The sequence below is a fragment of the Alcaligenes sp. MMA genome (genome assembly GCF_020907215.1).
GTDB classification, from domain to species: Bacteria; Pseudomonadota; Gammaproteobacteria; order Burkholderiales; family Burkholderiaceae_B; genus Alcaligenes; species Alcaligenes aquatilis.
Genome location: NZ_JAJJPP010000001.1, coordinates 1,240,411 through 1,252,908, shown reverse-complemented (window position 1 = coordinate 1,252,908; position 12,498 = coordinate 1,240,411). Strand labels below are relative to the sequence as shown.

13 protein-coding genes are annotated in these 12,498 nt (G+C 52.3%); 10 read left to right on the top strand and 3 right to left on the bottom strand.

The features are described 5' to 3' along the window. Positions 1–18: 18 nt before the first annotated feature. Positions 19–381, top strand: coding sequence for a phenol hydroxylase subunit P4 (locus LNA76_RS05635; RefSeq protein WP_094196553.1), 363 nt, complete (start codon positions 19–21; stop codon positions 379–381). A gap of 15 nt (positions 382–396) precedes the next feature. Continuing rightward, on the top strand, positions 397–1,458 hold the full coding sequence (locus tag LNA76_RS05630) for an NADH:ubiquinone reductase (Na(+)-transporting) subunit F (protein ID WP_094196554.1): 1,062 nt from the start codon (positions 397–399) through the stop codon (positions 1,456–1,458). 16 nt (positions 1,459–1,474) lie between these two features. Here the strand turns inward: LNA76_RS05630 and LNA76_RS05625 are convergent, their stop codons facing one another. From LNA76_RS05625 to LNA76_RS05615, 3 genes are all read right to left on the bottom strand, one after another. After that, positions 1,475–2,587: an aromatic ring-hydroxylating oxygenase subunit alpha gene (locus LNA76_RS05625; RefSeq protein ID WP_230018304.1), complete on the bottom strand. Its 1,113-nt coding sequence runs from the start codon at positions 2,585–2,587 to the stop codon at positions 1,475–1,477. Positions 2,588–2,743: 156 nt separating this feature from the next. Continuing rightward, complete coding sequence (locus tag LNA76_RS05620) at positions 2,744–3,151, bottom strand: PaaI family thioesterase (RefSeq protein ID WP_094196556.1); 408 nt, start codon at positions 3,149–3,151, stop codon at positions 2,744–2,746. Between the two features lie 259 nt (positions 3,152–3,410). After that, positions 3,411–4,343: a LysR family transcriptional regulator gene (locus LNA76_RS05615; protein ID WP_094198333.1), complete on the bottom strand. Its 933-nt coding sequence runs from the start codon at positions 4,341–4,343 to the stop codon at positions 3,411–3,413. A gap of 445 nt (positions 4,344–4,788) precedes the next feature. On the opposite strand from LNA76_RS05615, the gene LNA76_RS05610 reads away from it, so the two are divergent. From LNA76_RS05610 to LNA76_RS05575, 8 genes are all read left to right on the top strand, one after another. After that, positions 4,789–6,141: a Rieske 2Fe-2S domain-containing protein gene (locus tag LNA76_RS05610; RefSeq protein ID WP_094196557.1), complete on the top strand. Its 1,353-nt coding sequence runs from the start codon at positions 4,789–4,791 to the stop codon at positions 6,139–6,141. Between the two features lie 3 nt (positions 6,142–6,144). Next, entirely contained in the window at positions 6,145–6,633 is a 489-nt protein-coding gene (gene benB / locus LNA76_RS05605; protein ID WP_108727413.1) for a benzoate 1,2-dioxygenase small subunit, read from the top strand. A 15-nt stretch (positions 6,634–6,648) separates the two neighbouring features. Further along, positions 6,649–7,656, top strand: a complete 1,008-nt coding sequence (gene benC / locus LNA76_RS05600; RefSeq protein ID WP_230018302.1) for a benzoate 1,2-dioxygenase electron transfer component BenC — start codon at positions 6,649–6,651, stop codon at positions 7,654–7,656. A 64-nt stretch (positions 7,657–7,720) separates the two neighbouring features. Then, positions 7,721–8,491: a 1,6-dihydroxycyclohexa-2,4-diene-1-carboxylate dehydrogenase gene (locus LNA76_RS05595; protein ID WP_230018300.1), complete on the top strand. Its 771-nt coding sequence runs from the start codon at positions 7,721–7,723 to the stop codon at positions 8,489–8,491. A 70-nt stretch (positions 8,492–8,561) separates the two neighbouring features. Then, complete coding sequence (locus LNA76_RS05590) at positions 8,562–9,893, top strand: MFS transporter (protein ID WP_094196561.1); 1,332 nt, start codon at positions 8,562–8,564, stop codon at positions 9,891–9,893. 144 nt (positions 9,894–10,037) lie between these two features. Continuing rightward, on the top strand, positions 10,038–10,415 hold the full coding sequence (locus LNA76_RS05585; protein ID WP_108728705.1) for a cell envelope protein SmpA: 378 nt from the start codon (positions 10,038–10,040) through the stop codon (positions 10,413–10,415). A gap of 196 nt (positions 10,416–10,611) precedes the next feature. After that, the gene (locus LNA76_RS05580) at positions 10,612–11,232 is read left to right on the top strand and encodes a LysE family translocator (RefSeq protein ID WP_230018298.1); all 621 of its coding nucleotides are present in this window, start codon (positions 10,612–10,614) and stop codon (positions 11,230–11,232) included. A gap of 583 nt (positions 11,233–11,815) precedes the next feature. After that, a complete protein-coding gene (locus tag LNA76_RS05575; RefSeq protein ID WP_094196563.1) occupies positions 11,816–12,274 on the top strand; it encodes a PEGA domain-containing protein in 459 nt (152 codons plus the stop codon). Positions 12,275–12,498: the final 224 nt, after the last annotated feature.

Genomic DNA, 12,498 nt, shown 5'->3' with positions numbered 1-12,498 from the left:
AAAAAATTGGAGATCAAGATGGCAGTTACTGCAATTACCCCGGACTACCAAGGCTACGCGCGCGATCAGAAATCGCATTACGGCGAAAGCATGTTGTTGTACATCGGTTGGGATGAGCACTTGTTGTTCTGCTCAGCCAAGGCTTTTCTGGTTCAGCCCGACATGACGGTGTCGCAACTGATTCAGCAATTGATGCCGGCCGGCTTTGCCCAGCACCCTGACTTCGAACAGATCGAGTGGAGCAAGGTGCAATGGAATCTGAATGGCGAGGCGGTTGAACTGAACCCGAACGACACCTTGGGTGCCCAGGGCTTTGATCACAAATCCTTGTTGCGTTTCAAAACCCCTGGCCTGAATGGCTACAAGGGTACGGGCGTATAAGAGGCGGAGGCAGCAATGACGTATCAGGTAACCGTAGAACCCACAGGTGATGTGGTCGAGGTGGAAGACGGACAAACCTTGTTGGACGCGGCGTTGCGACAAGGGGTTTGGTTGCCTTTTGCCTGTGGACATGGAACCTGTGGCACCTGCAAGGTGCAGGTGCTGGAAGGTTATGCAGACGCAGGCGATGCGTCCAGCTTTGCCCTGATGGATTCGGAGCGGGACGAAGGCAAGCTGCTGGCTTGCTGCTGCCTGCCCGAATCCGATATGGTCATCGAGGCCGATGTGGACGTGGACCCGGATTTTCAGGGGCTGCCCGTCGAGGATTATCAGGGCAAGGTCGTCCTGATTGAAGACTTGTCGCCCACGATCAAGCACATCCGCCTCGAACTGGATCGTCCGATGGCGTTCCAGGCCGGGCAGTACATCAACCTGCAGGTGCCGTCCATCGACAGTACCCGTGCTTTCTCCATTGCGAATCCGCCGTCCATGGCCGGCATTATCGATTTGCACGTACGCAAGGTGGAAGGGGGCGCAGGCACGACCTGGCTGCACGAGGAACTGGAAGTGGGGCAGTCTCTGGATGTGTCCGGCCCTTATGGTCAGTTCTTTGTGCGCAAGTCCGACCCGCAAGGCGCGATTTTCATTGCCGGTGGCTCGGGCCTGTCCAGCCCCGAATCCATGATTATGGATTTGCTGGAAGAGGGCGATACCCGTCCTATTTATCTATTCCAGGGGGCGCGCAATAAAGCCGAGCTGTATCACGCCGATCATTTCTATCAGCTAGCTGAAAAGCATGACAATTTTCACTACATTCCGGCCTTGAATGCGCCCTTGCCGGAAGATGCCTGGGAAGGCTTTGTGGGCTTTGTACATGAGGCAGTGGGGCAGTTTTTTGAGCAACGCTGTTCAGGCAATAAAGCCTATTTGTGTGGACCGCCGCCCATGATCGAAGCGGCGATCTCCACCTTGATGCAAAGCCGTCTTTTTGAGCGTGACATTCACATGGAGCAGTTTCTGACAGCGGCAGATGGGGCAAGCGGCAAGGTGCGCTCGGCCTTGTTCAAGCGTATTTAAGGGCTAGGAATTTCCATCAGTCGGGCTCTTTGGCAATGAAAGGGCTCGACGGGTGCGCCATGAGCGCATTTTCAATATTTTGTTGAAATATGGCCAGCAGCCCCTCTTCGAGCCCTAGTGTGTGCATGACATTGCCTCCATGTACCAAACCCCGCTGCACGCCTTCGGCTATGGCGAAATCCTCTCCATCGAATACGACATCATTCGTATAGCTGAAACGTTTTTCTAGCGCCTTCATGCCCGCTTCTCCGTGAAACTGCTCGGGCCGATACAACATTTCATGTGTCCAGATGGTTCGATTCGGTGCCTCTGGATAGAACAGATTAATGGACACGTAATCTGGATGCATAATAAAAAAAGCGTGCGGGAAAATAGAGTAGTAAACCGATGCGAAATCAAGAATACGCCGCTGGTCCGCCTGCACATTCACTATTTCCTGAAAGTTGGTTCGCGCCGCCGCCAAGCGAATATGTGGCCCATATTCATGGTGGGCGATAACGCCCTTGCGAAAGGCATGTGACAGCGTATCGCGGTGAAGATAAGGGACGTGATAGCCTTCAAGATAGGTCTTGATCAACAGTTTCCAATTCGCTTCTTTGATAATTTGGGACTTGCGGTAAGGCACAAGCTCCTTCAGGCCGAAATGATCGAGGTCCTCGCCGACAAAGCCAAGAAAGTGGTCCAGATTTATCGTTGCGCCTGGCGTGGGGTGAATCCAGATGAGACCGGCCCGCTCCGCGACGGGCAGTTCGATCAATGAAAACGCGTGCTTATCGAGATCCGGAAAATTATAGGGTTTTGTCACTCCTTTAAGCTTGCCGTCCAAGTCATAGGACCATCCATGAAAAGGGCAGACGAAAGCCTTCAGACACGGTTCCGTGCCAGCAACGAGGCGCGCGCCACGATGACGGCAGATATTAAGGAACCCGCGCAGATGGCCTTCTTGAGTTCGCACGATGACATACGGGAATGAATCCCAATCACTCAGTAAATAACTACCTGGTTCCTGAATGCGTGAAGCGTGCCCAACCAGCATCGGATAATGCCGAAATACACTGCTCGTTTCTTTTTCCAGAATATCGGGGTCTGTATAAATATTCACCGGAAGTTGCACGACACGATCAAGCATGGGCTGATCCCGGCCTGTCCGATGAAGTGCGAGAAGCGTATCCAGTAGTTGTAACTGTGCATCGTGCCGCATTATCTTTCCCTTTATACCGGGCTATCGCTGTTCGCCGTGCCCTGATATGAAGCCAAGCTTTTGGGGGGAGTCAGTTCAAGGAGTTTACGTGGCCGGAACCACTGTTCCCTGGGCCAGAGCGCATAGTTTTTGGGACTCGCCATCAATGGCGTAAACCTCGCATTGACAAATTGCCATGCGCTTTCCTGCACTACGTGCTTGCGCTTTGGCGACCAAACGAGTGCCAATCGCTGGCCGGATGTAATTGATTTTAAATTCTACGGTTAATGCGTTTCCGCCCAGTGCAAGCCCCCCAGCAAAAGTGATGGCATTGTCCGCCAGGTAACTGATCGCACCACCATGAACAAATCCATGTTGCTGTTTGTGATGATCCTGAACAGCGAGTGCCAGTTCGGCGCTGTCCTTAGAGCATGTCACCAGCTCAGCGCCGATGAATTGGCTGAAGGCTTGTGATTGAAATATTTTTAAAGCAAATGCTTTTATATCGTCCATCGATAAGTACCTTTGCCGAAAATACTGAGTTAGGTTTTGCGCGTTGTTTTTGAGGGCAATTTTTATTTATTACTTTAGCAAGATGATAAACCGGAATGCTAAGTCGAAAACCCTACTTTTTTTGTAATTGAAACTGTATTACGGTTTTATGCTTATTTTTTAAAATGCCTTTATCTCTAATTTTGAAAGGCGCCATATATTATTTAAGCTAAATAATATATGGCACTGATATGGCATCTATTGGACCTCGTCGCGCTATTCAGGCAGGACCATTGCTCAAAGCACTGTGCCCTGGAATTAGCCAGGGTGGTTTTTCTGCATACATTTCTTCGATAAACGCATGCATCTGGGCGATATACCAGGAGTTGTCGTTTTTTCTGTGGCTGAAAATAATGGGCGAGGTTACTTTCTCATCGTCAATCAGCCGGTACACAAGATCGCTGCGTATCTGGGCGGCGGAAGGAATCAGGCATAAGCCGACACCGCCTGCAACCAGTCCCATGGCCGTTTGCAGTTCCTTAACCTCGTGTACTTCGGAGGGGAAAACGGCGTTGTCGTGCAGAATGTTCAGTACATGATCGGCAAAGCTGGGGCGTGGGGATTTGGGATACACAATAAAGGCGTGATCAGCGATGACTTGCAAGGACACTGGCCCCCGGTCCTTGGCCAAGTCAATCTTGGGCGGGATCGCCAGCACCAGGCGTTCTTCACGCAGAACGGTGCGACAGACCGCGCTGTCATGGATGCGCACACGCCCAAAAGCGATATCAATCCGTCCGGCGCGCAAGGCAGCAATTTGCTGGCTGGAGGTCAGCTCCAGAAAGTGAAAGCGGATATCCGGATAGGCGTGGCGAAACTTCTGAATCAGGATAGGCAGGCCACCATACAAAGTGGAAGCGACAAAGCCAATCGACAATTGCGGACGCTGATTTAGACCGACTTCGGTGGTTGCCGCCTTCATCACTTCTACACGATTGAGCAATTGCAGTGATTGTTCGTAAAAGATGCGGCCTGCCTCGGTCAGTTGCAGGGGGCGGCTCTCACGTGATAACAGCAGCACATTGAGCTCTTGTTCCAGCAACTGGATCTGCCTGCTGAGTGCAGGTTGGGCGATGTGTAACTGTTCGGCAGCACGCGTGAAATTGCGCGCTTGGGCGACCGCAACAAAATAGCGGATTTGTTTCAAGTCCATGCCTGTGGTCCAGGTCCAGAAAACCCGGACCAATATATCACCTATCTCGACCATCCAAGCCTCAAGCATATACCTGACAAGCTTTAGGGTTAACGATAGGTTTTGTTTTGTAGGTGATGCAAGTGTCTGATTTTATTTACAAAAAAACAAACTATAGCATTTTGCTATGAAGCGGGACCAATATGGTATTGGAAGCTTGAGCATCCAAAGACTGTAATGAAAACCATGCAGAACAGCCCCAGGTTTTTAGATAAAACGGGCTGGGCAAGACCAGCCCGATGGTCTTGCTGGCGGGCTTGAATCAGGCTCAAGGCCAAGCCAGTAACACGCTGCCACGAGTCAGTCCGGCCTCAATCCGGAGCGATTTTTCTTTTCTATCACACGTACTTGCTATGCCGTCATGGGCATGGGCAGGGACGGCTGCCACTCTCATAAAGGCCACACTATGTCAGTCCTTATGGATAAAACCAACGATATCAGGTACTTGCTTGATACTGCCCTGGAAGAAAACAAAGAAACAGGCGTGTATCGCTGCCGTCGTGACATCTTCACGAATCCGGATTTGTTCGAACTGGAGATGAAGCATATTTTTGAAGGCAATTGGGTCTACCTGGCCCATGAAAGCCAACTGCCCAAGGTGAATGATTACTTCACGACCTATATTGGCCGCCAGCCTGTCGTTCTGACACGCGCTAAAGACGGTGGCTTGAATGCCTTTATCAATGCCTGTGCTCACCGGGGCGCCATGCTGTGCCGCCGCAAACATGGCAATAAAGGCAGCTTCACCTGTCCTTTTCATGGCTGGACCTTCAATAACGCGGGCAAGTTGCTCAAGGTCAAGGACGAGAAAAACACCCAGTATCCCGAGCAGTTCAATACCGACGGCTCGCATGACTTGAAGCATGTCGCACGCTTTGAGAACTATCGCGGTTTTTTGTTTGGCAGCCTGAATCCGGATGTGGTGTCTCTGGACGAGTATCTGGGTGAAACCAAGGTCATCATCGACCAGATCGTGGACCAAGCCCCTGAAGGCCTGGAAGTGCTGCGCGGTAATTCTTCCTATATCTACGACGGCAACTGGAAGTTGCAGATGGAAAACGGGGCGGACGGCTATCACGTCAGTAGCGTGCACTGGAATTACGCCGCCACCATGGGGCGCCGCAAGGAGGGTGGGACGCAAGCGGTGGATGCGAATGGCTGGAGCAAAAGCCTGGGCGGTGTGTATGGCTTTGATTACGGCCATATCCTGCTGTGGACCAAGACCATGAATCCAACCGTGCGCCCGGTCTATGAGCACCGCGAAGAACTGAAACAGCGTCTGGGCGCGGAACGTGCCGAGTTCATCGTCAACCAGACCCGCAATCTGTGTCTGTACCCGAACGTGTATCTGATGGACCAGTTCTCTACCCAGATTCGGGTAACGCGTCCTATCAGCGTGGACAAGACAGAAGTCACGATTTATTGCTTTGGCCCTAAGGGTGAAAGTGCGGAGCAGCGTGCCATCCGTATCCGCCAATACGAAGACTTTTTTAATGTCTCCGGCATGGGGACGGCAGACGATCTGGAGGAATTCCGCGCCTGTCAGGAAGGCTATGCCGCAATGGCCGCTCCCTGGAATGACTTGAGCCGAGGTGCACCCTTGTGGGTGCAAGGCCCGGACGAGAACGCTACCGCCATGGGCATGAAGCCCTTGATCAGTGGCGGGCGAAGCGAAGATGAAGGCTTGTTTGTCTGCCAGCATGAGTACTGGGCCAAGACCATGAGCCAGGCACTGAACGCAGAAAGCGGGGAGGCCTAAGCCATGAACGCGACTTATCACTCTATTTGCGCTTTTCTGTATCGCGAAGCCCGTTTTCTGGATGACCGCCAGTGGGATGAATGGCTGGAGTGCTATAGCCCTAACGTCCAATACTGGATGCCTTGCTGGGACGATGATGATCAACTGACCGAAGATCCGCACAGCGAGATTTCCTTGATTTTTTATCCCAACCGCAATGGCCTGGAGGATCGGGTATTCCGCATCAAGACCGAGCGCTCCGGTGCCTCCACGCCCGAGCCGCGTACCGCTCATATGCTCAGCAATATCGAGATTTTGGCCGAGCGTGAGGGGCAGGTGGATGTCCGCTACAACTTTTTGACACTGAACCATCGCTACCGGGTGACGGATCAATTCTTCGGCACGATTTATCTGACTTTGTCACGTCAGGAGCAGGGCTGGTTGATTGAGCAAAAGAAGGTGGTGCTCAAAAACGACTACATCCGTCAAGTGATTGATGTGTATCACATTTAAAGCGGGGGTCCAGTCGTGAACAGCTATCGTATTGCGCTTAATTTTGAGGACGGCGTCACCCGTTTCGTGGACTGTGGTGAACACGAAAAAGTGCTGGATGCCGCGTATCGCCACCAGATCAATCTGCCTATGGATTGCTCGGACGGGGTGTGCGGCACCTGTAAATGTCAGGCCGAAAGTGGTCAGTATGAGCAGGGCGATGACTATATCGAGGATGCCCTGACGCAAGAGGAAGCGGACAAAGGTTTGGTTCTGACTTGCCAGATGATTCCCAAGTCGGATTGCGTGATTGCCGTGCCGATTTCATCGGGTGTGTGCAAGACCGCCGTGGCCAAGTGGCAGGGGCAGGTATCGGAATGCCGTCAGTATGAGGATGCGGCTTACGAACTGAAGATTGATGCGGCTGATGACGCCTTGCCTTTCCTGCCTGGGCAGTACGCGAATATCACGGTGCCCGGCGGGCAGACGCATCGCTCTTACTCCTTCAGTTCGGCACCGGGCCAGTCGCGCTTGAGCTTCTTGATCAAGCAGGTTCCGGGCGGCCTGATGAGCTCCTGGCTGGCGGCGAAGCCGCTAGGCCAGCAGGTGGAAATGACCGGGCCTTTGGGCAGTTTTTATCTGCGTCAGGTAACGCGCCCCTTGTTGTTCCTGGCCGGTGGCACAGGCTTGGCTCCGTTCTTGTCCATGTTGGAAGTCCTGGTCCGGCAAGGCTGTACGCAGCCTGTGCATCTGGTCTATGGCGTCACGCGTGATCAGGATCTGGTGATGCTGGCGGAGCTGGATTCCTATACCCAGCGCTTGCCCGGATTCAGCTACCTCACCTGCGTGGTGGACCCAGAATCCCGCCACGAACGCAAAGGCTACGTGACTCAGCATCTGGATCTGGCGCATTGGTATGAAGGACAGGTGGATGTGTACCTGTGCGGGCCGCCACCCATGGTGGATGCAGTCAGCCAGTTTATTGATACCCAAGCTCATGCTCCCGCGAATTTCTACTACGAAAAATTCATCACCAGCCAATAAATGCATTCAAGCAGCGCCCCTTTTCGGGGTGTGCCGTGCTGGATGATTCTTATAAGGAAAGATCATGACTGCGCCTGTGCGTTTTCATCAAAAAGTGGCCATTGTGACGGGCGCAGCCCAAGGCATTGGCCGTCGCGTTGCCGAGCGCTTGCAGGCCGAAGGGGCTTGGGTGTTGACGGTAGACCGTTCGGAACTGGTGCGGGAACTGGCCGACGAGGCGGTCTTGACGCTGGAAGTGGATTTGGAAACTGTTGAAGGTGCGCAGGCCGCGGCCCAAGCGGCACTGGATAAGTGGGGGCGTATTGATATTTTGATCAATAACGTCGGCGGTACGATCTGGACGCGTCCTTACGAACACTACACGCCGCCGCAGATCGAAGCCGAGATTCGTCGTTCTCTGTTTCCAACCCTGTGGTCCTGTCATGCCGTGTTGCCCAGCATGCAGAAGCAGGGCAGCGGGGCCATTGTGAATGTGTCCTCGATTGCGACCCGCAGCATCAACCGCGTGCCTTATGCGGCGGCCAAAGGCGGCGTCAATGCCTTGACCGCCTCCTTGGCGTTTGAGAATGCCCAGCGCGGCATTCGGGTCAATGCCGTCTCACCCGGCGGAACCGAGGCACCGCCACGGCGCATTCCCCGCAATACCCAGACCCAAGAAGATCCCCAGGAAGCGATCTGGTATCAGCAGATTGTGGATCAAACCGTGGCCAGCAGTTTGATGAAGCGTTACGGCAACCTGGATGAACAGGCCGCCAGCATTTTGTTTTTGGCCTCGGACGAGGCGTCGTATATCACCGGCACTGTCTTGCCAGTAGGAGGCGGCGATCAGGGCTGATCAAGCGATGCAGGCGGCTGGTACAGCGAATGACATCAACACAAAAAACTCCATATGGGGGAGACAAATCATGAAAACAGTAGACGTTAATGCAGTGATTGAGCAGGCGCGCTTTGGGCGCTTTCACTGGATGGTGATGAGCCTGTGTGCCTTGTTGTTGATATTCGATGGTTACGACTTGTTTATTTACGGCGTGGTCTTGCCGGTGCTGATGGACGAGTGGAATTTGACGCCGGTGCAAGCCGGAGCCTTGGGTAGTTACGCCTTGTTTGGCATGATGTTTGGCGCCTTCGTGTTCGGGCCGTTGGCAGACAGGATTGGCCGTAAAAAAGGCGTGACGATCTGCTTTGCCTTGTTCAGCTTGGCCACATTTCTAAATGGCTTTGCCAGCTCACCAACCGAGTTTGGGGTATATCGCTTTCTGGCCGGCTTGGGCTGTGGGGGCTTGATGCCCAATGCCGTAGCCTTGATGAATGAATATTCGCCTAAACGTTCGCGTAGTACCTTGGTGGCGATCATGTTCAGTGGCTATTCATTGGGTGGCCTGTTGTCGGCGGCGATTGGCATCTATATGTTGCCGCGCTTTGGCTGGCAGTCCATGTTTTTCTGCGCGGCTATTCCGCTGTTGCTGCTCCCTTTTATTGTCTGGAAATTGCCGGAGTCGCTGACGTTTTTGATACGCCAAGGGCAAGAGGAAAAAGCACGTCGTATTGTGCAGGCCTTGGACCCTGAAATGGGCGTGTCTCAAGATACCAGTTTGACCTTAAATGAACAGAAACAGACGGGTGTGCCCATGCTGGATCTGGTCAAAGAAGGGCGCTTGCTGGGCACCTTGATGATCTGGGTGGCGTTTTTCTGCTGTCTGTTGATGGTCTATGCCCTGGGCTCTTGGCTACCTAAATTGATGGCCAATGCGGGCTATAGCCTGGGTTCCAGCTTGTCTTTCCTGGTGGCCTTGAACTTGGGCGGCATGTTCGGTGCGATTCTGGGTGGTTGGCTGGGGGATCGTTTCAGCTTGCCTAAAGTGGTCGCCTGGTTCTTCCTGGTGTCGGCGGTGTCCATTACCTTGCTGGGTTTCAAGAGCCCGACTCTGGTGCTGTATGTGTTGATCGTGATTGCTGGTGCCACCACCATTGGTACGCAGATCCTGCTGTACGCCAATACGGCACAGTTTTACCCCCTGTCCATGCGTTCCTCGGGCTTGGGCTGGGCGTCAGGCGTGGGGCGCATCGGTGCCATTGCCGGGCCTTTCCTGGGCGGCACGCTGATGGCGGCCAAATTGCCCTTGCAGATGAACTTCATGGCCTTTGCTGTGCCGGGTGTCGTGGCGATGTTGGCGTTCCTGGTGTTTATGGTGTCGTTACGTCAGGCAGGCAAAATGTCGCTGACTGCGGTGGCGTAATAATAGAGGTAAAGCCTGAATCAGGATCCTGTTAAAGCCACCTGAAGGGCTGGAAGTCAAAAAATGAGTCAATAGCATAATGAGTTGATAGGCTTATTACCTGTGCTTTGTTATGCTCTGACTTTTACTTTCGGGGAGGTCTATATGTTCAAGTGGCTAGCCGTGGTGATGCTATCTGTCTTTATGGTTGGATGCGCTGCGCGTGTTGATTACAACCGGAAGTCGATAGATTTAGCCATTGGGATGAATAAATCGGAAGTGCGAGCCGTAATGGGCGAGCCACGTCGCACAGATGTAAATGAGGATCGCGAGCGCTGGATTTTCTGGAACCCGGCGATTATCGGCTTTACGCCTATTGATAATGAAACTCTTGCGCAAGACCGTTTAGTGGTGACTTTCGTAGAGGGGAAAGTGACTCGTTGGGGTAATCAGACCTATATAGATGATGCCGCTGAGATTAGTCGGAAGACGATGGAAAACTCCATGACTCTGATTAAAGAGACACAAAAAACAGCACAATAAACTGTTTGCTGGATTCTTTATAAACCCGCCTTGGCGGGTTTTTTGCTTTATGGGTAGTTGTATTTTGGGGACACCCATATAGCCGAAGAGGTAGTGCTGGTTAAAACAGTGCTTTTGTCGACGGGTATACTCTTTGGTTTCGTCAAAGTAGGGCTGACATCCTGTCGAGAAGCCCCTAGAGGTATTTAGGTTTGCCATGAGTTCTAATGTGTTCTGGTTGTTTTTACCCGCCTGTTTTGCCCTGAATATGGCCTTTGGTCCCAATAATCTGCTGTCCATGACGGTAGGGGCCAAGCAAGGGATACCGACTGCCCTGGTGGCAGCTATGGGGCGTCTGGTCGCTTTTGCCATCATGATTGTGGTGGCAGCCTTGGGGATGGGAACCTTGTTGATGGTCTCGGAAACGGCCTTTACCGTGGTCAAGTTCGCGGGGGCGGCATACTTGATTTGGCTGGGCATTAAGGTGCTGCGTGCCAGTGGTAAATCGTCCGCTGAACAAACAAAACTGGACAAGAGTGATGTCTGGGGTTTGGTACGCCAGGAGTTCTTCGTGGCGATGGGTAACCCTAAAGCCATTCTGATCTTCACCGCTTTTTTCCCGCAGTTTGTGGATATGAATAATTATTGGTCCAGCTTCCTGACACAGGGCGTGATTTTCCTGCTGCTGGAAGTGATCGCGATTGCCGCCTATGCTTATGTGGGCACGCGTCTGTCAGGTGTGATGCAAAATGCGCGTGGCCTGCGTTGGGTGAACCGTATTAGCGGCAGCATGATGATAGGTTTTGGTGTGATCCTGGCCATGGCCCGACGTTCCTGATGCGGCAGGCCCGTCCAGACCTGTGAAAAAGAGCTCTCCTTGCGAGAGCTTTTTTTATGCCTATCACCGGTCTGGCAAGGCCAAGTCTCATGTTTTTATGGGTGTTTTTAAATTCAATACAAAGAACTTGAAAAATCCCCTGTTGCTGTGTGAAGAGCCTGTTTTGCTTGTGTTTCTATTTGTACAGGGTAAACACTGAATATGCTGTTTAATGCTTGAAGTTTGTAATTTTTTTGTTAGGATAAAAATTCGTTCTAGGCTTTTTTATTACCTAAATGGCAGGAGGCTTGGAGATGAATGATATGCCCATGAACTGGCCCAGTGATTTCCCGAGTAAACACGATTCAATATAAACCTTCCAAGAACAGCGGAGACCATTAACCAGCCAGGCCGCCCTATGGGCGGCTTTTTCATTGGTGCACAAGAGTTCTGGTTTTTATAGTGATGTATTTTAAGGTTTGCCCTGTCGTTTATTGATAATATTCCAATGCTGAATTGCCTATGACAGGGAATCCCCACTGGGCTACCTTAAATTATGGTTTATTGCGCTTGGTGGCTTGAAATAATACGGAGCAGAAAAAGAATGAATGGTGTCAAGACCTTGTTTGTTTTATGTTTTCCCCTGCTTCTTGGCGCTTGCTCCAGTATCGCCGTTACTTATTATAGCGACCCCGAAGGAGCCACTGTCGTTTGCAATGGCAGCGTCTATGGTGAGACCCCACTGACTATTCGCTATGCGCTTAGCGATGACGATAAGCGCCTAGGGGTTCTTTATACAGACTCTTGTTATGCGCAGTGGCTCAGTGGATACCGGGTCTCGTATAGCAATCGGGTGCACCTTCCCCGGATTCCGGTTTTTGGCTATCAAATGGCCAAACGTCCCCTGGGAGACGGTTATGCACAGGACGCGGATTATGGTTTGCGGGTGCAGACCTTGCGGCAACTGCGGGCGCAACAAGAAGAAAACCGTAGATTGATGCAAGACCAACTTCGGGAGCAGCGTAAAACCAATTGCCTGCTGGAGGGGAAATCAAAATGCTAGTGCTCCCTTGGGCAGGTATTAACTTGTAATATGGCCTCTGACTAAACGTGATCAAGGGGTTTTCAGACTTGTTCTGATGGGCCGTACCTACTGCTGGCCTTTCCATGGGCTGTGGGTGTCACGATGGCAACTGGCTGTGAAATTGTGTAGCTGACGGCTGTGCATGGCGGATTCATAGCCTTGCTGCGCGTACACAAGTCCGTCAGGGCCTATGCTATTTTTCT